The 21,190-nt window shown below is 63.4% G+C and carries 18 protein-coding genes and 1 pseudogene; 10 read left to right on the top strand and 9 right to left on the bottom strand.

Features of this window, described 5'->3' with window-relative positions; translation table 11 throughout:
* Positions 1-112: 112 nt before the first annotated feature.
* Positions 113-421 carry a 50S ribosome-binding protein YggL gene (locus tag E2H86_RS13930; RefSeq protein WP_133328695.1) on the top strand — a complete coding sequence of 103 codons (309 nt, stop codon included), beginning with the start codon at positions 113-115 and terminating at the stop codon, positions 419-421.
* Between the two features lie 45 nt (positions 422-466).
* Here the strand turns inward: E2H86_RS13930 and E2H86_RS13925 are convergent, their stop codons facing one another.
* The 6 genes from E2H86_RS13925 to E2H86_RS13900 all read right to left on the bottom strand — a co-directional run bounded on the left by E2H86_RS13925 (position 467) and on the right by E2H86_RS13900 (position 7,424).
* A complete protein-coding gene (locus E2H86_RS13925; protein ID WP_133328693.1) occupies positions 467-4,081 on the bottom strand; it encodes a transporter substrate-binding domain-containing protein in 3,615 nt (1,204 codons plus the stop codon).
* 9 nt (positions 4,082-4,090) lie between these two features.
* Positions 4,091-4,711, bottom strand: coding sequence for a response regulator transcription factor (locus E2H86_RS13920; RefSeq protein WP_133328691.1), 621 nt, complete (start codon positions 4,709-4,711; stop codon positions 4,091-4,093).
* Positions 4,712-4,987: 276 nt separating this feature from the next.
* Positions 4,988-6,319, bottom strand: a complete 1,332-nt coding sequence (locus E2H86_RS13915) for a deoxyguanosinetriphosphate triphosphohydrolase (RefSeq protein ID WP_133328689.1) — start codon at positions 6,317-6,319, stop codon at positions 4,988-4,990.
* 76 nt (positions 6,320-6,395) lie between these two features.
* Positions 6,396-6,728 carry a hypothetical protein gene (locus E2H86_RS13910; protein WP_133328687.1) on the bottom strand — a complete coding sequence of 111 codons (333 nt, stop codon included), beginning with the start codon at positions 6,726-6,728 and terminating at the stop codon, positions 6,396-6,398.
* Complete coding sequence (locus E2H86_RS13905) at positions 6,725-7,099, bottom strand: phage holin family protein (RefSeq protein WP_133328685.1); 375 nt, start codon at positions 7,097-7,099, stop codon at positions 6,725-6,727. Before E2H86_RS13905 ends, E2H86_RS13910 begins: the two co-directional genes overlap by 4 nt.
* A 10-nt stretch (positions 7,100-7,109) precedes the next feature.
* On the bottom strand, positions 7,110-7,424 hold the full coding sequence (locus tag E2H86_RS13900; protein WP_133328683.1) for a DUF883 family protein: 315 nt from the start codon (positions 7,422-7,424) through the stop codon (positions 7,110-7,112).
* Between the two features lie 322 nt (positions 7,425-7,746).
* Here E2H86_RS13900 and E2H86_RS13895 point away from each other — a divergent pair, with 322 nt between their 5' ends.
* The 4 genes from E2H86_RS13895 (at position 7,747) to E2H86_RS13880 (ending at position 10,579) form a co-directional block, all read left to right on the top strand.
* Positions 7,747-8,955: an ammonium transporter gene (locus E2H86_RS13895; RefSeq protein ID WP_133328681.1), complete on the top strand. Its 1,209-nt coding sequence runs from the start codon at positions 7,747-7,749 to the stop codon at positions 8,953-8,955.
* A 70-nt stretch (positions 8,956-9,025) separates the two neighbouring features.
* Positions 9,026-9,268, top strand: coding sequence for a glutaredoxin family protein (locus E2H86_RS13890; RefSeq protein ID WP_133328679.1), 243 nt, complete (start codon positions 9,026-9,028; stop codon positions 9,266-9,268).
* Positions 9,269-9,323: 55 nt separating this feature from the next.
* Positions 9,324-9,644: a transcriptional regulator gene (locus E2H86_RS13885; protein WP_133328677.1), complete on the top strand. Its 321-nt coding sequence runs from the start codon at positions 9,324-9,326 to the stop codon at positions 9,642-9,644.
* 50 nt (positions 9,645-9,694) lie between these two features.
* Positions 9,695-10,579: a pseudouridine synthase gene (locus E2H86_RS13880; protein WP_133328675.1), complete on the top strand. Its 885-nt coding sequence runs from the start codon at positions 9,695-9,697 to the stop codon at positions 10,577-10,579.
* A gap of 59 nt (positions 10,580-10,638) precedes the next feature.
* Here E2H86_RS13880 and E2H86_RS13875 read toward each other — a convergent pair whose 3' ends face one another.
* Entirely contained in the window at positions 10,639-12,204 is a 1,566-nt protein-coding gene (locus E2H86_RS13875) for a methyl-accepting chemotaxis protein (RefSeq protein ID WP_133328673.1), read from the bottom strand.
* Positions 12,205-12,351: 147 nt separating this feature from the next.
* A complete protein-coding gene (gene acnA / locus E2H86_RS13870) occupies positions 12,352-15,093 on the bottom strand; it encodes an aconitate hydratase AcnA (RefSeq protein WP_133328671.1) in 2,742 nt (913 codons plus the stop codon).
* Between the two features lie 223 nt (positions 15,094-15,316).
* Between acnA and rlmM the strand changes: the two genes are divergently transcribed.
* From rlmM to pdxB, 3 genes are all read left to right on the top strand, one after another.
* On the top strand, positions 15,317-16,381 hold the full coding sequence (gene rlmM, locus E2H86_RS13865) for a 23S rRNA (cytidine(2498)-2'-O)-methyltransferase RlmM (protein ID WP_133328930.1): 1,065 nt from the start codon (positions 15,317-15,319) through the stop codon (positions 16,379-16,381).
* Between the two features lie 90 nt (positions 16,382-16,471).
* Positions 16,472-16,714, top strand: a complete 243-nt coding sequence (gene tusA, locus E2H86_RS13860) for a sulfurtransferase TusA (RefSeq protein WP_133328669.1) — start codon at positions 16,472-16,474, stop codon at positions 16,712-16,714.
* A 60-nt stretch (positions 16,715-16,774) separates the two neighbouring features.
* Positions 16,775-17,917, top strand: a complete 1,143-nt coding sequence (gene pdxB, locus E2H86_RS13855; RefSeq protein WP_133328667.1) for a 4-phosphoerythronate dehydrogenase PdxB — start codon at positions 16,775-16,777, stop codon at positions 17,915-17,917.
* A gap of 58 nt (positions 17,918-17,975) precedes the next feature.
* On the opposite strand, the gene E2H86_RS25985 is transcribed toward pdxB, so the two are convergent.
* On the bottom strand, positions 17,976-18,149 hold the full coding sequence (locus E2H86_RS25985) for a PA1571 family protein (protein WP_165976069.1): 174 nt from the start codon (positions 18,147-18,149) through the stop codon (positions 17,976-17,978).
* 268 nt (positions 18,150-18,417) lie between these two features.
* Here E2H86_RS25985 and E2H86_RS13850 point away from each other — a divergent pair, with 268 nt between their 5' ends.
* Both E2H86_RS13850 and E2H86_RS26815 read left to right on the top strand, forming a co-directional pair.
* Positions 18,418-20,199, top strand: a complete 1,782-nt coding sequence (locus tag E2H86_RS13850; protein WP_133328665.1) for an ABC transporter transmembrane domain-containing protein — start codon at positions 18,418-18,420, stop codon at positions 20,197-20,199.
* A 169-nt stretch (positions 20,200-20,368) separates the two neighbouring features.
* Positions 20,369-21,055: pseudogene (locus E2H86_RS26815) on the top strand (methyl-accepting chemotaxis protein); the annotation flags it as partial.
* Positions 21,056-21,190 lie beyond the last annotated feature (135 nt).

Here is a 21,190-nt window from a genome sequence, read left to right as displayed (position 1 = left end):
AGGGGGTGATGACGAACAGATCGGTAAGATTTGACAATTGTCATTGTTCGATTTAGCATTATATTGCTCTGTAAGGCTCGTGGTAGGGCGCTTTCAGGCATTTTGACAGAACCTGCTAATTAGTCAAAGAAAGGAGCTGGGTTTCGAACTGAACCTGGATTTCAAGGAAGACCTGTCCGACGAAGCCATCGATGCCTTCCTCGACGCGTTCCTGGCCGAGGCCATGGACGCCAATGGCCTGGATTATGTCGGCGGCGATGACTTCGGTCTGGTCTGCAGTGCCAAGCGCGGCTCGGTCAGCGAAGAGCAGCGTGCAACTGTCGAAGCGTGGCTCAAGGGCCGTAGCGAACTGACCAAGGTAGAAGTCAGCCCGCTGTTGGACGCCTGGTATCCGGACAAGCCGATCAACCCGGCTTCCTGATCCCACTGGAGCAGCGCCAGGCTATCGCGCCTGCGCTGCGTCCAATCAAAGCCCTGGCCCGGCCTGCTGCGCTCGGTCCAGGGCTTTTTCCACCCGGCGCATCTGACGCGCCAAGGCCTGTCGTCGCCGTTTCATTTCGGCCACGCTCAGCCCGTTCTGCTCCAGCGCCTCGCAAGCCGTCATCAACGATTGTGCCTCCAGCATTCTGGCCACGCTGAGGATCTTGTGTGCCTGCTCGGCCAGCGCCTCGGTATCCTGTTCCACCTCCAGCGCCATCAGGGCGCTGTAGTCCTCGCGTAGGCTCTGGCTGACGGTGTCGAGCAGCCGCTGAAGGTCCTGCGCCTCCAGGCCGACGACGGCGTCCAGGCCGCTCAGGTCGAACGGTCGCCGCGACACGCCGTGCTCCAGATGACGTGGAAGTACCCGGGCCAGGTGCTTGCACAACGTGGCCAGACTGATGGGTTTGAGCAGGCAGTCGTCCATGCCCGCCTCGAGGCAGCGCTGGCGCACTTCGGGCTGGGCATTGGCGGTGTAGCCGAGCAAGGTGCAGGGCGGCAGATCATGCTGGCGCTCGTAGGCGCGGATCGCATCAGCCAACTGATAGCCATTCATGTGCGGCATGTTGCAGTCGAGGATCACCACATCGAATTGGCCCTTGCGAAATTTCGCCAGGCCTTCGCGCCCTTCGTTGGCGGTGGTCTGCTGCAGGCCCAGATGGTTGAGCTGGTGGGCCATGAGCAACAGGTTGGCGGGATGATCGTCGATCACCAATACCTTCAGATGTGGGTTGGGGGAGGCCAGGTGCTGGGCCGACCGCCCATGGGCCAGCGGCGGCTCGACCCGGCAGAGGGGCATCGCCAGGCGCACCTGGGTCCCGACGCCCTGCAGGCTCTTGAGCTGCAGGTCGGCCCCCATCATTTCGGCCAGGCTGCGGCAGATGGCCAGCCCCAGGCCGGTACCGGCGCGAGCGCCCTGGCTGTGCAGATTGGCTTGGGCGAAGGGCGTGAACAGGCGTTGCAGGTCAGCGTCGTGAATGCCGATGCCGCTGTCGCGTACCTCTACTACCAGGGTTGGCGCGTCCTCGCCGCTTGCGTCGAGTACGCAGGCCTGGATGCGGACCTGGCCATGGTCGGTGAACTTGATCGCGTTACTCACCAGATTGGACAGGATCTGCTTGAGGCGTAACGGGTCGAGCAGGGCGTGACAGCGTGCACTCGCAGCGATGTCGGCCTCCAGGGTGAGGCCCTTTTGCCGCGCCTGGCCTTCGAATACCCGTTGCACCGAAGCGATCAGTGCCGCCACGTCAACCGGCTCCGGTACCAGGGACAGCTGGCCGGATTCGATTCTGGCGATGTCGAGAATGTCCCCGATCAGTCCCAGCAGGTCACGGCTGGCGTGGTACGCCACGTCCAGCGCAGTGCGGTCGAGCTGGCCCTGTTCGGCGCGCATGGAGGCCAGTTCGAGCATGCCGATCAGTGCGTTCATCGGCGTGCGGATTTCATGGCTGATGGTCGTCAGGAAGGTGCTCTTGGCGCGGTTGGCGTCCTCGGCCTGCTGCTTGGCCTGGCGCAGCTCCTGGACCAGTTCGCGGCGCTCGCTGATGTCGATCCAGCCGCCAATGATGCCCTGCGGCTCACCCAAGGAATCGCGATAGGGCAGGATCCAGTGGTAGAGGGTCATTTCCCGCCCACGCAACTTTAAGGGACGGTCGAGGATCAGCGGTGTGCCGTCGCGCATGACCTGCTGATAGTCGGCCTCGATCTGCCGGGCATGCAGTGGATCGCAGAACAGGCTCTGTTCCAGGCGCTTGCCGATCACATCCTCGGCAGTGGCCTGCACGGCCTCTAGGTAGCTGCTGTTGCAACTTTGCAGGTGGCCCTGGCGGTCGCGCACGTACATTGGATGGGGGGTGCCATTGAGCAATGCACGCATGAACGCCAGTTGATCGCTCAGTGCCCGTTCGGCCTGCTGGCGCTGGCGGATCTGCCGACGCAAGCGGGTGTTCCAGAGCACTGCGAGCAGCAGCAGCAAACCGGTGCCCAGCAGCACCTGCACGGCGAGCTGACGCAATCGCTGCCAGCGCTTGCCGTCAGGTGGACCGTAGCCGCGCCAGCGGTTGTTGATCACTCCCAGCTCCTCTGGCGAGATGCTCGCCAAGGCTTTGTCCAGCACCGAGGCCAGGGCGGTGTCCTCCGCGCGCGTAGCCATCGCGAAGCTGGCCGGCTCGGAGCCGATGGCGCTGCGGATGACCAGCTTGGGATCGTTGTTCAGGGCGTGATTGGCATCGATCAGTGTGGTGATCACCGCATCGACCGCGCCCGTTTCCAGCAGCGCCATCGAATAATAGGTGTTCTCCGTTTCGATCCAGGCAACCTGGGGAAAGTCACGTGCGAGCAGCTCGTCCAGGGTGCTGTAGCGGGTGATTGCAATGCGCTGTCCGCGCAGGTCCTCCAGTGAATCGACCTGGCGCTCGTCGTCGCGGGTGACCAGCACATGGGTGCTTTCCAGGTAGGTGCGGGTGCTGCGCAGGTGCTGGGCGTCGAGATTGTCGTTGACCAGTGCCGCGATCAGGTCGACCCGGCCACCTTCGAGGCGGGCCAGCATGTCGGCGGTGCCACTGGCGCGGTGTACTTCGAAGCGCAGGCCGGTGCGCAGGCGGATGAGTTCCAGCAGGTCAGCGGTGACGCCGCGAAAGTGCCCGCCGACATCGAAGAACGACACCGGTGCGGCGGTTTCGTCGATGGCCACGCGCATCACCGGGTGCCGGCGTAACCATTGTTGTTCTGCCGGGGTCAGGTGCAGTTGGCGGTCGGTCAGCAGCAGGTCGCTGCCCGCGCTCCAGCGCTTGAAGATGCTGCCGTGCACGGCGCCGGGCTGAATGTCCAGAGCCATGTTCACCAGGGTTTGCAACTGCGTGTCCTGGCTGCGCATGGCGAAGCCGAAGCCTACTGCTTCATGCTTGCTGAAGTTGGCCATGCGCAAGCCGGGCAGATGGCCGCGGTTGAGTTGATAGTGAGTGGAGATGGTGTCGCCAATGAACACATCGGCCTGGCCGAAGGCAACGGCATTGAGCGCCTGGGCGGACGAGCCGAAGGCCATCAGTCTGGCGTTGGGGTAGGCGGTGCGGATGTCCCGTCTGGGCAGATAGTGGTCGAGCATGCCCAGGCGCAGGTTGGCCAGGCCGGCGTCGAGCGGGGGCGCTTGATCCTCGCGGGTGACCAGCACCGGTTGGTCGACGGCATAAGGGCGCGACAGCGCCAGGCCATCGACTGCTGCCTCATAGCCGTTGGCGCTGCCGAGCAGATCGATCTCACCGTGCTTGAGCGCGCTGACCGCCGCATCCCGGGAGGAATAGCGCACGACCTCGATCGGTACCTGCAACGCGTTGCCGATCAGGTGTGCATATTCGGCGGTCAGCCCCTGGTAGTCGCGTCCGCCGCTGGTGATGTCGAACGGTGGGTAGTCCGGGGCGGAGGTGCCCAGCCGCAATGATCGGCGCTCTTGCAGCCAGCGCCGCTGGGATTCGCTCAGCGTCGGCTGGACGGGATTGGCGGTGGAGCGGGGCAATAAGGTGTAGGGAGCGGGCTGGGGCGCGGTGGCCCGAGCTTCAGCGCTGGCCAGGGCCAGCGCGAGTAGCAGGGGAGTGACGTAGCGTGGCATGTTCCGCCCTCAGACCAGCGCGTTGCGTTTGGCCATGTCGATCAGGTCGACGAGGGAATTGACCTGAAGTTTCTGCATCAGGCGCTTCTTGTAAGTGCTCACGGTTTTGCTGCTGAGAAACATGCCCTGGGCAATTTCCTTATTGGTCCGTCCCTGGGCAAAAAGTTGCAACACCATCAACTCCCGGTCGTTGACCTGACGGAACAGTTGCAAGTCGGCGTCGGCCGTCTCGTTACCGCCATTGAACGCCTGGCTGGGGAAATAGTTGTAACCGGCGAGTACGGCCTTGATGGCACTGAGCAGTTCGCTCAGGTCTTCCTGCTTGCAGACATACCCGGCCGCACCGGAGTGCATGCAGCGTACGGCGAACAGCGCCGGGGACTGGGCGGTGAGGACCAGCACCTTGAGCGGCAGTGCCATGGACTGGAAGCGTGAAAGTACCTCCAGGCCGTCTAGCTTGGGGATGCTGATGTCGAGGAGCACCAGGTCAGGATGGGCTTCGCGAATCATCTGCATGGCGTCGACGCCATTGTCCGACTCGCCCACTATTTTGTAGCCTTGATTTTCCAGCAACATGCGAACGGCCAGGCGGATGACGGGATGGTCGTCGACAATGAATACGGAGTGCATATAGAACTTCCCTGCTAACGGTGACGAAGGCAGATCGCACCTTAGCTCACTTGGAAGTCCGCGGGCATAGGAGGAACGACAGTTAGCAATATATGGGAAATGGCTTACAAGAAAACTAAATTACGGCTACGAAAAAATCCGCCAGTTGAAATATCAAACTGATTTTAGTAACTTTTTATTAGGCGTTTATCGACTTGTTTAGTTGCACTTTTTTGTTGTAGGAAACGTCTTTATCGTTAGCGCTGCTACAGTCACATGATGTTGCAGCGCTCTCGATCAGATTGGGCTGGAGTGCCCGGTCATTTCATGAGCCATCTCGCTGGCGTAGCTGTCGGTCATGCCAGCGATGAAGTCGATCATGCGCAGGAAGGCTGCATGCAGTGAGCCATTTGGGTCGGGCGCGTTGTTGCCGAGCAGGTCGAGCACTCGCCGACTCTTGAAGGACGGCGTGCGTCCGCCGTGCTGTTCCAGAGCCGCGCCGCAGAAAGTGTTGAGCAGGATCTCGAGGGTGGTGTAGGCACCGATCTCGTGAAGGGTCTTGCGTTTGTCCTGAAAGATCTTGTTGCGTGCCATGTCCTTGGCCTGCAGCACGCAGCGCTTGGCCGGTCCATGCATGTGCTCGACCAGGTCGCCTGCGAGGGTGCCGGCCAGCAGAGCCGTCTGCTGCTCGACGAAGGCGCGGGCAGCGGCATTGGTCAGATGCTCGATGGCCTTGCCACGCAGGATCGCCAGTTTGCGCCGGCGTGAATCGCCGGGGCCGAGCTGGCGGTAGGTGTCCGGCAGGTCATCGCCGACCAGATCGAGCAACAGATGCTCGACTTCGGCATAGTGCAACAGGTCCATCTCCAGGCCGTCTTCGAGATCGATCAGTGCATAGCAAATGTCATCGGCTGCTTCCATCAGGTAGACCAGAGGATGACGAGCCCAGCGTTGCTCCTCCAACTGAGGCAGGTCCAGCTTGCGAGTGATCTGTTCGAGCAGGGGCAGTTCGCTCTGGTAGCAACCGAACTTGTGCTTCTTGTAGCCCAGTGCGTCGGCATGCCTCGCGCTCCAGGGGTACTTGAGGTAAGTGCCGAGCGTGGCGTAGGTCAGACGGGTGCCGCCATCGAACTGGTGGTACTCGAGCTGGGTGAGCACCCTAAATCCCTGGGCGTTGCCCTCGAAATTGAGGAAGTCGGCGCGCTGGTCGTCCGTCATGTCGTCGAGCCAGCCGCGTCCCGAGGCCTGCTGGAACCAGTGGCGGATGGCATCTTCGCCCGAGTGGCCGAATGGCGGGTTGCCGATGTCGTGGGCCAGACAGGCCGACTGTACGATCATGCCCAGATCGCTGGGGGCACACCAATCGGGCAGTTGCTCACGCAGTGTCTCGCCCACGCGCATGGCCAGCGAGCGGCCCACGCAGCTGACTTCCAGCGAGTGGGTCAGGCGCGTGTGGATATGATCGTTGCTGGAGACCGGATGGACTTGGGTCTTGCGCCCAAGGCGGCGGAAGGCGCCAGAGAATATGATCCGGTCGTGGTCCTTGTGGAAGGGGCTGCGCCCCAGTTCTTCCGGGCTGTAATGGGCTTTGCCCAAACGTTCGCGGGTGAGCAGGGTTTGCCAGTCCAAGGCGCGATCTCCTGTCGGTCGATGGGCATAGCTTCCCGTGTCAGGCCGGGCGACGCAAGCGCCAGGCCGATCGAGCTCAGGGCTGGCGACCGCTGCGCAGGTACAGGCGCAACAGCGGCAGCAGGCTACTGCCCAGACGCACCAGGCGCGTGAGGTTGCCGCTGCGCACTCCCTTGCCGGTCAGAAAGCCCAGCGCCACCACGGCGCCGAGCCCCCATAACGGTGACTGCTTGATGCCCAGGCCGTCATGCAGGGCAGAGCTGCCCAAAGTGCGCATGCGCTGCAGTGGCTGCAACAATTGCCCCGATTCGTGACGAATTTCCTGGCGATGCATTTCCATGCGCAGACGCAGCAGCGCCTTGCGCAACTCACGCGGGTTCCGCGTGTTCGGCAGTTCAGGCAGGCTCATGGCAACAGGCGCTCCCGATCCTTGGCAAGTTCTTCGAGCGTTGAATGGAACGGCGAGGATTCGTCGAATACCGCCGCCTTCAGGCGCAAGCCACAGTACAGCGCGGCGATGCTGTAGAACACGCACAGCCCGATGATCCCGGCCAGGCGATAACTGTCCCACAGCAACACCAGAAGCAGCCCCGACAGCGCGGTCAAGAGCAACAGGGCGAAGACCAGTGCCAGTCCGGCGAACAGCAGCAGCTTCAGCGTGCGGCCCTTCTGCTCCTGCAATTCGATACCGAACAATTCGATATGGCCATGCAGCAGCCCCAGCAGGGCGGCGCCCAGGCGTTTGCCTGAAGCGCCGGTACCGAGGGTGTCATTTTCCATCGGGCTCTCCTTAGCGCCGATTGGCCAGCAGGCCGATCAGCAGGCCGACGCCGGCGGCGATGCCGATGGCGTGCCAGGGCTTTTCCTGTACGTATTGCTCGGCGCTGCCGAGGGCCGCCTGGCCCCGTTCACGCACCGAGTCCTGGGTCAGTTGCAGGGTTTCCCGAGCCTGGGCGAGACGCTCGTGGATCTGCCCACGCAACTCGTCCGCCTGGTCGCCCGCCAGGTTGGCGGTGTCGGCGAGCAGCTTTTCGGTGTCGCGCACCAAAGCCTGGAAGTCAGCCATCAAGATTTCCTGAGCATTCTTTGCCGATTTGCTGGCCATTAGGGCTCTCCCTGTAGATGTGTGTGGCTATTTCGAGTGATGGGGTGCGCCGAAGGTTCACTGTAAGCGCTGGTACGGGCCTTGCTTAATTCGACAATCGATTTTGCCACCTCGCGGGGCATTGCCGACCCAGGTTGCTCCGATCCAGGGCAACAGGCCGGCTGATACCGATAAAACCTTAACCCAATCCACGACAAACCCAAGTAAAACCACGCAGGCCTTGCCGATTTCGTCGAGTCGCGCAACAAGCCTGGCACCAAACAGGTGCATGGACGTAGGTTCTTGAACTGTCCTGGTGCTTTTTTGCAGGTCTGCCTACGTCATGGAACATATGCACAGCGCGATGGACTCACTGGTCCACGGCTCCAATACGCTTTTCATCCTCATGGGCGCCATTCTGGTGCTTGCCATGCATGCCGGCTTCGCGTTTCTCGAAGTCGGCACCGTGCGTCACAAGAACCAGGTCAATGCACTATCGAAGATCCTCAGCGACTTTGCCATCTCGGCCCTGGTTTATTTTTTCATCGGCTACTGGGTCGCCTACGGCGTCAACTTCCTCCAGCCGGCGCCGCAACTGGCCGCCGACCATGGCTATGCGCTGGTCAAGTGCTTCTTCCTGCTGACCTTCGCCGCGGCGATCCCGGCCATCATTTCCGGTGGTATCGCCGAGCGTGCGCGGTTCGCGCCCCAGCTGTGCGCCACGGCATTGATCGTAGCCTTCGTCTATCCGTTCTTCGAAGGCATCGTGTGGAATGGCAACCTGGGGCTGCAAGCCTGGCTCCAGGCACGCTTCGGCGCACCGTTCCACGATTTCGCCGGGTCGGTGGTGGTCCATGCCATGGGCGGCTGGCTGGCCTTGGCCGCCGTGGTGCTGCTGGGCGCTCGACGTGGGCGTTATCGTGAAGGACGCCTGGTGGCCTTCGCGCCGTCGAGCATTCCGTTTCTGGCGTTGGGCTCGTGGATTCTGATCATCGGCTGGTTCGGCTTCAACGTGATGAGCGCCCAGACCTTGAAGGGCGTCAGTGGCCTGGTGGCGATCAACTCGCTGCTGGCAATGGTCGGTGGCACGCTGTCGGCATTGCTGGCCGGGCGCAACGACCCTGGCTTCCTGCACAACGGGCCGCTGGCGGGGTTGGTGGCGATCTGCGCAGGCTCGGACCTCATGCACCCGATCGGAGCACTGGCCACCGGACTGGTGGCCGGCGCCTTGTTCGTCTGGGCGTTCACGGCGGCGCAGAACCGTTGGAAGATCGACGATGTGCTCGGTGTGTGGCCGCTGCACGGCCTGTGCGGCGTATGGGGCGGGATCGCCTGCGGCGTATTCGGCCAGACGGCGCTCGGCGGCATGGGCGGTGTCAGCCTGGCCAGCCAACTGCTGGGCAGCCTGGCGGGTGTGCTGGTGGCCTTGGTCGGAGGCTTTGCCGTGTATGGTGCATTGCGCGCGGTCCACGGACTGCGACTGAGCCATGAGCAGGAGTTCCAGGGTGCGGACCTGTCGCTGCACCGCATCGGTGCCACCAGCCAGGATTGAGCAGGGCGGGTGCATGGCTGGCGGTAGCGGCCTAGAATAGGCACTTGCACTGGCCAACCTGGACCTGACCATGCTCCCTGAATGCCAACTGTTCGGCACCCTTGGGTGCCACCTGTGCGAAGTGGCCGAGGCGCTGCTGATGCCTTTGGTCGACCATGGACTGCTCGTCGAGCTGGTCGATATCGCCGATGACGAGAGGATGGTCGAGCGCTACGGCCTCATCATTCCGGTACTGCGCCGCTGCGATACCGGCGCCGAATTGCTATGGCCGTTCGATGCCGAACAGGTGGTGGCGTTCCTGGGGGTGAATTGACGTGGGCGTGAACAAGTCCGTATCCTGTATATAAATACAGTATCGGGATGAACTCATGCTCAATGTCGAGCAACTCAAGTACAGCGTCAACCAGCTGCCCGTGGAGCGAGTGCTCGACGCCGTCCTGGAGTTGCGCCTCGAAGGCCTGGTGACGGATGACCGCACGCCGTTTGGCAAGGTGCATTTCAACACCTGTTTTGCCGAGATCGAGGCCCTGTTCCAGCGTGCCGGCTACCACCGCGGGCTGGATGTGGTGGGCTACGAAGGGCTGGTATATGCCCTGTACGACCCGGGTCGCTGGGAGGCAGTGCAGGTACTGCGCTGGCTCAAGGCGCACTGCGAGGCTCAGCACCCGGCGCCAGCCCAGGCTGGTTGAGGTGGGCTGCTGTAGGGGATAATACCGCTCCCTGATTGCCGAGCCCTGCCATGACCACGCCTTTCGACCCCGCCCGCCAGCAAGCCAGCACCGTTTGCCTGCCACCTGGCCACTGGGCGACGGTGCTCGATTGCCTGTGCGACCACTTCAAGGCGATCGACCGTGGGCAATGGCAGGACCGTTTCGCCCGGGGGCGGGTGCTGGACGCCGAGGGCCGCCCGGTGGCCGCCAACCTGCCGTATCGACGAGGCATGCGCCTGCATTACTTCCGCGAAGTGCTCAACGAGAAGCCGATCCCGGTGCAGGAGCAGATCCTGTACATGGATGATCATCTGGTGGTAGCGGACAAACCGCATTTCCTGCCGGTGACACCCACCGGTGAATATGTCGAGCACACCTTGCTGCGTCGTCTGATCCGGCGTCTGGACAATCCTCACCTGGTGCCCCTGCACCGCATCGACCGACACACCGCAGGGCTGGTGCTGTTCTCTGCCAACCCGCAGTCACGCAGTGCCTATCAGCGTCTGTTTCCCGAGCGGCGCATCGACAAGCGTTACCAGGCCATCGCCGCAGCGCTGCCGCAGCATGCTTTTCCCCTGGTGCACCGCAGCCGTCTGGTACATGGCGAGCCGTTCTTTCGCATGCACGAGGTCGCCGGCGCCGACAACAGCGAAACCCTCGCCGAGGTGCTGGAAAAGAACGGTGACCTGTGGCGCTATGGGTTGTCGCCGGTCACCGGCAAGACCCACCAGTTGCGAGTACACATGGCGGCCTTGGGGGCGGCGATCTGCAACGATCCGTTCTATCCGCAACTGGTCAATGAAGAAGACGATTACCAGAAGCCATTGAAGTTGCTGGCCCAGCGTTTGAGCTTCGAGGACCCGTTGACGGGCGAAGCTCGCTCCTTCGAGAGCCGGCTGAACCTTGACTGGTAGTTAGGCGAAGGGCGCCGCACGCCGGCCCCTGCAGGGAGACGGCGTGCCGGACTTGGGGGTCAGCGGTTGAAGCGTTCAACCAGCGAGTACTGGCCTCCGGCGGTGGTGCTCAGCTCTTCGCTCAACTGCGCCGAGTGTTGCGCCTGCTCGGCGGTCTGGTCGGCCAATTCGGCAATCGTGCTGATGTTGCGGCTGATCTCGTCCGCCACCGAGGTCTGCTGCTCGGCGGCCGCGGCGATCTGCGTGGCCATGTCGGTGATATTGGCCACCGCCTCACTGATACCCACCAACGCATCGTCCGCCTGCATGACCCGGCTGACGCCTTCCTGAGCTTGTTTGTGGCCGGTTTCCATGGTCAGCACGGCGTTGTTCGCGGTCTGTTGCAACTTGGCGATCAAGCCGTGGATCTGCCCGGTGGATTCGGCGGTGCGTTGCGCCAGCTGACGCACTTCGTCGGCCACCACGGCGAAGCCGCGGCCCATCTCGCCGGCGCGCGCCGCTTCGATGGCAGCATTGAGCGCCAGCAGGTTGGTCTGGTCGGCGATGCCCTTGATCACGTCGACCACGCCGCCGATCTCGTCGCTGTCCTTGGCCAACTGGGTGACGGTTTCGCCGGTCTCGCCGACTGCTGCCGACAGGCGCTCGATCGCTTCGCGGGTTTCCCCGGCGATCTGCCGTCCTTCGCTGGTCAGACGATTGGCCTCCTGGGTGGCATCGGCTGCGCGTTGCACATGGTTGGCCACCTCCTGGCTGGTGGCGGCCATCTGATTGACGGCGGCGGCGACCTGTTCGGTTTCCACCCGCTGGCGCTCCAGGCCGGACGAGCTCTTGTGCGCCAGGACATCGGACTGACGCGCTTGTTCGCTGAGGTGCTCGGCACTGTCCTGCAGGCGCGTCAGGCAGGTCTTCATGCGCGCATCCTGACTGAGCATGGCCATTTCCAGGCGCGCCTGCACACCACGACTGTCGGTGTACATCTGTGCGATCAGCGGGTCGGAGGTGGTCTGCTCGGCCAGGCGCAGCAAGCGCTTGAGGCCACGCTGCTGCCAGGTCATGCCGAGCAGGCCGAGCGGCACCGACAGGCCGGCAGCCAGGGCGAAGCCCCAGGAGTGACCGAGCCAGTTGCCGACCAGGAAGCCCACCTGGCTGACCAGGATGAACGGCAGCCAGTCCTGCACCACGGGCAGCCATTTGTCGCGCCGGGGGATGGCTGGTTTGCCCTGGTTCAGGCGCAGGTAGAGGGCCTCGGCGCGACGGACCTGCTCGGCGCTGGGCTTGATGCGCACCGATTCGTAGCCAACCACTTGGTTGTTGTCGAAGATCGGCGTGACATAGGCGTTGACCCAGTAGTGGTCACCGGACTTGCAACGGTTCTTGACGATGCCCATCCACGGCAGGCCTTGCTTGAGCGTCTGCCACATGTGGGCGAACACCGCCGCCGGGACGTCCGGGTGGCGCACCAGGTTGTGCGGCGCACCGGTGAGCTCGTCGCGGGTGAAGCCGCTGATCTCGATGAAGGCATCATTGCAGTAGGTGATCATGCCCTTGGCGTTGGTGGTCGAAATCAACCGCTGCTGGGCTGGGAAAGTCCGTTCCCTATTGGTAATCGGCTGGTTGTTGCGCATGGCGAGAAATGTCCGCGGGGCTTTGGAGGGGTATCGGCCGGCCCGGCAGTTTATTGAGGGGAGATTTGCTCTGGCAGCAGAATCATTTCGCCAGTGGAGGGTGCATATCCTGGGGGAACGGGTAAACCCGATCCCCCAGGTACGGGCCTAACCTGCGATCAACTGGCGCAACACGTAATGAAGAATGCCACCAGCCTTGAAGTATTCGACCTCGTTCAACGTATCGATGCGGCAGAGGACCTCGATGTCCTGCTGCTGCCCGTCCTCGCGAGTGATGCGCAGCGGCAGGCTCATGCCCGGACGCAGTTGCCCGGCAGTGAGCCCCAGCACGTCGATCTTCTCCTTGCCGGTCAGACCCAACTGCTTGCGGTCATGGCCTCCCTTGAATTGCAGCGGCAACACGCCCATGCCCACCAGGTTGGAGCGATGGATACGTTCGAAGCTCTCTGCAAGGACGGCCTTGACGCCCAACAGATTGGTGCCCTTGGCTGCCCAGTCGCGGCTGGAGCCGGTGCCGTACTCCTGCCCGGCGATCACCACCAGTGGCGTGCCCTCCTGCTGGTAGCGCATGGCGGCGTCGAAGATCGACAGGGTCTCGCCACTGGGCACGTGGATGGTGTTACCGCCTTCCTGTCCGGCGAGCATTTCGTTGCGGATGCGGATGTTGGCGAAGGTGCCGCGCATCATCACCTCGTGATTGCCTCGCCGTGAGCCATAGGAGTTGAAGTCCCGTGGCTCTACGCCCTTGGCTCGCAGATAGCGGCCAGCCGGACTGTCGGCCTTGATGTTGCCGGCCGGCGAGATATGGTCGGTGGTCACCGAGTCGCCCAACAAGGCCAGGATGCGTGCCCCCTCGATGTCGCGGATCGGCGCCGGGGCGCCAGCGATATCCTCGAAGAACGGCGGATGCTGGATGTAGGTCGAGTCGTCCTGCCAGGCATAGGTGGCTGCCTGCGGCACCTGGATGGCTTGCCACTGGGCGTCGCCGGCGAACACTTCGGCGTATTCCTTGTGGAACATCGCGGTGTCGACCTTGGCCACGGCATCGGCGATCTCTTGCTGGCTGGGCCAGATGTCGCGCAGGTACACCGGCTGGCCATCCTTGCCGGTGCCGAGCGGTTCGCTGTCGAGCTTGACCCGCACACTGCCGGCCAAGGCGTAGGCCACCACCAGGGGCGGGGAGGCCAGCCAGTTGGTTTTCACCAACGGGTGCACGCGGCCCTCGAAGTTGCGGTTGCCCGACAGAACGGAGGCCACGGTGAGGTCGGCGCTGCTGATCGCCGTCTCGATGGCCTCGTCCAACGGCCCGGAGTTACCGATGCAGGTCGTGCAGCCATAACCGACCAGGTCGAAACCGAGCTGGTCGAGGTAAGGGGTGAGCCCAGTGGCCTTGAAGTAGTCGGTGACCACCTTGGAGCCCGGCGCTAGCGAGCTCTTGACCCAGGGCTTGCGTTGCAGGCCTTTCTCCAGGGCCTTCTTCGCCACCAAGCCGGCTGCCATCATCACGCTGGGGTTGGAGGTGTTGGTGCAGGAAGTGATGGCGGCGATGACCACGGCGCCATCCTGCAGGCGGTGGGTCTGCCCGTTATGGAGGTAGTCGACGCCTTCGGTCTGGTCGGCATTGCCTACGGCAACACCGCCCCCTCCCTCGCTTTCCAGGCGTCCGCCTTCTTTGGCCAGGGGCTTGGGCTGCAGTTCGATGAATTGCTCGAAGGCTTGGCTGACCTGGCCCAGGGCGACGCGGTCCTGGGGGCGTTTGGGCCCGGCCAGGCTGGCCTCGACCGTGTTCATGTCCAGGGCCAGGGTGTCGGTGAAAGCCGGCTCCTGGCCAGGTTCGCGCCACAGGCCCTGAGCCTTGCAGTATTGCTCGACCAGTTCCACGGTAGCCGTCGGCCGACCAGACAGACGCAGGTAGTCGAGGGTGACCTCGTCGACCGGGAAGAAGCCACAGGTCGCGCCGTATTCCGGTGCCATGTTGGCCAAGGTGGCGCGGTCTGCCAGGGGCAGGTCGGCAAGGCCGTCGCCATAGAACTCGACGAATTTGCCCACTACGCCTTTCTTGCGCAGCATCTGCGTCACGGTCAACACCAGATCGGTGGCGGTGATGCCTTCGCGCAGTTTGCCGCTGAGCTTGAAGCCGATCACCTCGGGGATCAGCATCGATACCGGCTGGCCGAGCATGGCCGCCTCCGCTTCGATGCCGCCGACGCCCCAGCCGAGCACGCCGAGGCCGTTGATCATGGTGGTGTGCGAATCGGTGCCGACCAGCGTGTCTGGGTAGGCGAAGGTGCGACCGTCCTCCTCCCGAGTCCACACCGTGCGGCCTAGGTACTCGAGGTTGACCTGGTGGCAGATGCCGGTGCCCGGTGGTACCACGCGGAAGTTGTCGAAGGCGCTCTGGCCCCAGCGCAGGAAGGCGTAGCGCTCGCCGTTGCGTTGCATTTCGATATCGACGTTCTGGCTGAACGCCTGGGGCGTGGCGTAGCGGTCGACCATCACCGAGTGGTCGATCACCAGGTCCACCGGTGACAGGGGATTGATCCGCTGCGGATCTCCGCCGGCCTTGGCCATGGCCGCGCGCATGGCGGCCAGATCGACCACCGCAGGTACGCCGGTGAAATCTTGCATCAGTACCCGTGCCGGACGGTACTGGATCTCGCGGTCGGAGCGGCGCGCTTGCAGCCACTGGGCCAGTGCGCGCAGGTCGTCGCCGTTGACGGTCTTGCCGTCCTCCCAGCGCAACAGGTTTTCCAGTAGTACCTTGAGCGACTTGGGCAGGTGTTGCAGATCACCCAGTTGCCGGGCGGCTTCCGCGAGGCTGTAGTAATGGTAGGTGCGGTCAGCGACCTGGAGGGTCTTGAGGGTATTCAGGCTATCGAGCGAGGGCATTGCCAACTCCTTCTGCGCCGGTGCCCGGCAACGCCTGTGCGCTACCGATGTCACCGCTCTGTTTCGGCCCGCACGGTACGGACCTAGCTAAAGGCTCAGGTTAGACTGGATTGTCTGACCTGACCCTTTTCTGGACCGGTGGGGCATGTCCCAGGTTCCGAACTTCCTTTATCATCGCCGCCCTGCCGGCGCCTGTGGTGCGCCCGCCGATGTGGAGAAAGAGATGAATACCCTGTTCATGCATTGCCGGCCCGGTTTCGAGGGCGAGGTCTGCGCCGAGATCAGCGAGCACGCCGCCCATCTGGGCATTGCCGGTTATGCCAAGGGCAAGCCGCAGAGTGCCTGTGCCGAATTCGTCTGCGCCGAGGCCGAGGGTGCCGAACGGCTGATGCAGGCGCTGCGTTTCGCCCAGTTGATCTTCCCGCGCCAGTGGGCCCGGGGGACCTTCGTCGAATTGCCTGAGAGCGACCGTATCAGTGTCTTGCTCGATCACCTGGCCGGCTCGCCGGTGTTCGCCAGTGTCTGGCTGGAGGTGCTCGACAGCAATGAGGGCAAGGAACTCTCGACTTTCTGCCGCAAGTTCGAAGTGCCGTTGCGCAAGGCCTTGGAAAAAGCCGGCCGTTTGCGCGAGCAAGCCCAGGGTCCGCGCCTGTTGCTGACGTTCATCAGTGGCCGGCGGGTATTCGTCGGCCAGGCCGAGGCGGGCAACAGCGCGCTTTGGCCGATGGGTATCCCGCGTCTGAAGTTTCCGCGCGAGGCGCCGAGTCGGTCGACCTTGAAGCTCGAGGAGGCCTGGCACCAGTTCATACCCCGGGACCAGTGGGAGCAGCGCCTGAACGACGACATGACCGGTGTCGACCTCGGCGCATCGCCGGGCGGCTGGACCTATCAACTGGTGCGCCGGGGCATGCTGGTCACCGCCATCGACAATGGTCCGATGGCCGAGAGCCTGATGGATACCGGGCTGGTTCAGCACTTGATGGCCGATGGTTTTACCTGGCAGCCGCGGCAGCCGGTCGACTGGATGGTCTGCGACATCGTCGAGAAGCCGGCGCGCACCACCTCGTTGATCGAGACCTGGCTGGGGGAGGGGCTCTGTCGTGAGGCGGTGGTCAACCTGAAGTTGCCGATGAAGCAGCGGTATGCCGAGGTGCGGCGTTTGCTCGATCGTATGGAGGCGACGTTCAAGGCACGCAAGGTGAAGGTTTCGATCGCATGCAAGCAGTTGTATCACGATCGTGAAGAGGTGACTTGCCATCTGCGGCGGTTGGATCTGAGAGCGCGTTGAGGTGGGGGGCTGTCTGTAGATTTGTAGCGCCGCACGCTTGGTCCCCACCAAACAATGCGCGACAATGGCACATATTTCGCGGAGCCCCCCATGACCGATCTCACCCCCGATGCCACCCTCGATGCCACCGGCCTGAACTGCCCGGAGCCGGTGATGATGCTGCACCAGCACGTCCGCGACCTGGCCGCTGGCGGCTTGCTCAAAGTGATCGCCACCGACCCCTCGACCCGCCGCGACATCCCCAAGTTCTGCAACTTCCTCGGCCACGAGCTGCTCGGTCAGCAGGAAGAAGCAGGGACCTACCTGTACTGGATCCGCAAGAAAGCCGACTGAACCACGCTGGAACAGCCCGCCCATAGCGCCTACACTGCGCTCCCCTGACAGGAGAGCGCCATGCTGATAGTTGCCGACGAGAATATTCCGCTGCTCGATGCCTTCTTCCAAGGTTTCGGCGAAATTCGCCGCTACCCGGGACGCAGCATCGACGCCAGCTGCGTCAAGGACGCCGATGTGCTGCTGGTACGCTCGGTGACCCAGGTCAATCGGCAACTGCTCCAAGGCAGCAAAGTGCGCTTCGTCGGCACGTGCACCATCGGCACCGATCACCTGGACCTTGGCTATTTCGCCGAAGCCGGCATCCAGTGGAGCAGTGCGCCAGGCTGCAACGCCCGTGGTGTGGTGGATTATGTGCTTGGCAGCTTGCTGACCCTGGCCGACCTCGATGGCGTGTCACTGGGCGATCGGGTATATGGTGTGGTCGGCGCCGGAGAGGTGGGCGGTCGACTGGTGCGCGTGCTGCATGGCCTGGGCTGGAAAGTGCTGGTATGCGACCCGTTGCGCCACGCGGCCGAAGGTGGTGAATTCGTCGACTTGCCGACCATCCTCGAACGATGCGATGTGATCAGCTTGCACACGCCGCTGCAGCGCGAGGGTGAGTACCCGACCTGGCACCTGTTGGGCCAATCCCAGCTCGCTGCCTTGCGTCCGGGTACCTGGTTGATCAATGCCAGTCGCGGGCCGGTGGTCGACAACCAGGCCCTGCGCGAGTTACTGCTCGATCGCGAAGACGTGCATGCAGTGCTCGACGTATGGGAGGGCGAACCGCAGGTCGACCTGCAACTGGCCGACCTGTGCACCCTGGCCACCCCGCACATCGCCGGCTACAGCCTCGATGGCCGCCAGCGCGGTACAGCGCAGATCTACCAGGCTCTGTGTCGCTTCCTCGGCCAGTCCGAGCAGGTGCACCTGAGCGACCTGCTGCCCAAGGCGCCGCTGGCGCAACTCGAGTTCGCAGCCAGTGCCGACCCGGCTTGGGCCTTGGCCACGCTGTGTCGCGCGGTGTACGACCCGCGCCGTGACGACGCCGATTTGCGCCGCAGTCTGAGCGAAGACGTGGCCGAGCAGCGCGCGGCGTTCGACCTGCTGCGCAAGCACTACCCGCAACGGCGCGAGATCGATGGGTTGAAGGTGCGCCTGCAAGGCGAGGCGCCGCAACTGGCGCAAATGGTCAGTGCACTGGGGGCTGAGCTTGTCTGACATTTTCCCAGGGCAATAAAAACCCGGCGCAAGCGCCGGGTCGCAACGAATTCGTGTATCAGGCCTTTTTGGCTTTCTCGACCCGGCTTTCTTCCAAGGTCTTGCAGGCCTGCTGGATCATCTGCTCGGTGATCGGCACCTCGCGGCCTTCGGCATCAATGATCGAGCCGCATACCTGAGGCTGCGTCGGGGTGTGGTGCTTGGGGGTGTCGCTGCTATGCTGCAAGCTCATTTCCTGTCTCCTCATCAGGTTCAAGCTCAGGGTAACCCTGCGCCGTGACCAGCCTGTGACAACTCCGTCGGCCGTCACGGTAAACACAGTCCACCAGAAACCGTGGCAAAGCTCCATAGATCCATTAGAACGAAAGGCTATAGAGACCGCCGCACCTCTCCCGCCGACTGTGTTCCGGTCATAGCTGCGACGTCGGCACCTGCGCCGGAGTTCCATGGGGCTGGATGAGTGGTAGGCTTGAGGCTTTCCCGCGCGCAGCGAGCCTTCCATGGTCGACCCCGTTTCTCCGCGTCAACGGCGCGCCTTGCTACTGGCCTGGCAGTTCATCCGTCCCTATCGCCGGCATGCGCTGCTGGCCTTGTTGGCGCTGGTGGTCACCGCTGGTATCACCTTGTCCATGGGGCAGGGCATCCGCCTGCTGGTCGACCAGGGCTTCATGACGCGTTCGGCACACCAACTCAACCAGACCATCGGCCTGTTCCTGGTGTTGGTTGTGGCCCTGGCGATCGGCACTTTCAGTCGGTTCTATCTGGTGTCGTGGATCGGCGAGCGCTGTGTGGCCGACATTCGTCGGGCTGTGTTCGATCACCTGATCGGCCTGCACCCTGGCTTCTTCGAAGACAACCGCAGCTCCGAGATCCAGTCGCGGCTGACCGCCGACACGACCTTGCTGCAGTCGGTGATCGGCTCGTCGCTGTCGATGTTCCTGCGCAACGCACTGATGGTGATCGGAGGCGTGGTGCTGTTGTTCGTCACCAACCCCAAGCTCACCAGTATCGTGGTGGTGGCGCTGCCACTGGTGCTGGCGCCGATCCTGCTGTTCGGGCGGCGGGTGCGCAGCCTGTCTCGGCAAAGTCAGGATCGTGTGGCCGATGTTGGCAGTTATGTCGCCGAAACCCTGGGCCAGATCAAGACCGTGCAGGCCTACAACCATCAGGAACACGACCGCACGCTGTTCGCCGGCACGGTCGAGGCCGCGTTCGACGTGGCGCGTCGGCGCATTGCCCAACGTGCCTGGCTGATCACCCTGGTCATCGTGCTGGTGCTCGGAGCGGTCGGGGCAATGCTCTGGGTCGGCGGCATGGACGTCATCGCAGGGCGCATCAGCGGTGGCGAACTGGCGGCCTTCGTGTTCTACAGCCTGATCGTCGGTAGCGCCTTCGGCACCCTCAGCGAAGTGATCGGCGAGTTGCAGCGTGCAGCCGGCGCTGCCGAGCGCATTGCCGAGCTGCTGGCAGCGCGCAGCGCGATCCTGCCGCCCTCGGTCCAAGTGTCGACGCCAGTGCGACGTGCCAAGGGCCATATCGCCTTGGAGGGCGTTTGTTTCGCCTACCCGTCGCGGCCCAAGGTCGCTGCTATCGACCACCTCGACCTGGTCATAGAACCCGGTCAGACCCTGGCCCTGGTAGGCCCGTCCGGGGCCGGCAAATCGACGTTGTTCGACCTACTGCTGCGATTCTACGATCCCCAGCAGGGGCGCATCCTGCTTGACGGCCTGCCCATCGCTGACCTGCAGCCGAGCGAGCTGCGCGGTCAGTTCGCCCTCGTGGCGCAGAATCCAGCGCTGTTTCGCGGCAGCGTCGAGGCCAACATCCGTTATGGTCGGCCGGATGCCAGCCAGGCCGAGGTCGAGGCCGCGGCGCGCAGCGCCCACGCCGACGAATTCATCCAGCAGATGCCTCTGGGTTATCAGACCCAACTGGGCGAGGGCGGTATCGGCCTGTCGGGCGGCCAGCGCCAACGCCTGGCGATTGCCCGGGCGTTGCTGGTGGATGCGCCGATCCTGCTTCTCGACGAGGCCACCAGCGCCCTCGATGCACAGAGCGAGCATCTGATCCAGCAGGCGCTGCCGGGCTTGATGGCGGGCCGCACCACCCTGGTGATCGCCCATCGTCTGGCCACCGTGCAGCATGCCGATCGCATTGCGGTCATCGACAAGGGCAAGGTGGTCGCCGTGGGCAATCACCAACAGTTGCTCGAACGCAGTCCTCTGTATGCACGTTTGGCGTCTCTGCAATTCGCCAGCGGAGCGCCGGTGTCTCGGATGTAACAATTCTGTAGCAATAGCCTGGGAATATCTGGCTCAGCTGTTGTGTACGTGCTCGACCTGGCTGCTATCGAACGATGGCAGCTTTTTTTTGGCCTGGGCATGAGGACATGGATGTCTGTTGCGTTGCCTGGACGGCACCGTTTTCCTTTTCCTTTGTTCCCGAGATCCTATGTTGCGTAAATCCCTCAGAGTCCAGATTCTCAGTCTGCTCGGTGGCAGCCTGATAGCGATGCTGCTGATCGCCCTGGTGTGCTTCCAGTTCCTGTCCTCCAGCGTGCGCGGCTATGCCGAGCTGGTCGATGGCCCTCTCCGGGCGTCGCAACTGATCGACGAAGCCAACCTGCAGTTCAAGATCCAGGTGCAGGAGTGGAAGAACGTGTTGTTGCGTGGACGCAACCCTGGGGATCTCGACAAGTACTGGCAACAGTTCCAAGCCCGGGAACAGCAGGTCCAGCAACTGCTGGAGCAACTGATCGCCAGCAATGGCAACGGCGAGCTGGAAGCGCCACTGCGGGAGTTGCGTGACAGCCACCGGCAGCTTGGTCAGGCGTATGAGAAAGGGCGCCAGGCTTTCCTCGCTGCCGGTGGCGACCCCGTTGCGGGTGACCTGGCGGTAAAAGGCGTCGACCGTGCCGCGAGTGACCAGATGAGCGCGCTGGTCGAACAGCTACGCAGCGAATCCCGTGGTCGGGCGGCCAGCATCAGCGCCAGTGCCGAGCGTACCGTGTGGATGGGCCTGCTGGTGATGCTCGCCTCGGCGGTGCTGGTCGGGTTGTTCAGCCTGTGGCTGGTCAACCGCAGCCTGATCGCGCCAATCCGCCAGTTGATCGAGTACGTTGCGCAACTGAGCCAGGGCCGTTTTGCCGCCCACGTCGACGGACGCCGTGAGGACGAACTCGGGCGCCTGGCGCGTGCGGCCAATACCCTGCGCGACTTCCTCGCCGACACGGTCGGCCGGCTCAAGGACAACGCCCAGGAGCTCGAAGGCGCC

Origin of the sequence: Pseudomonas putida (genome assembly GCF_004357765.1) — a bacterium.
Lineage (GTDB): Bacteria > Pseudomonadota > Gammaproteobacteria > Pseudomonadales > Pseudomonadaceae > Aquipseudomonas > Aquipseudomonas putida_U.
Note: the sequence above shows the minus strand (reverse complement) of the source record. Positions and strands in the feature narration are given on the sequence as shown.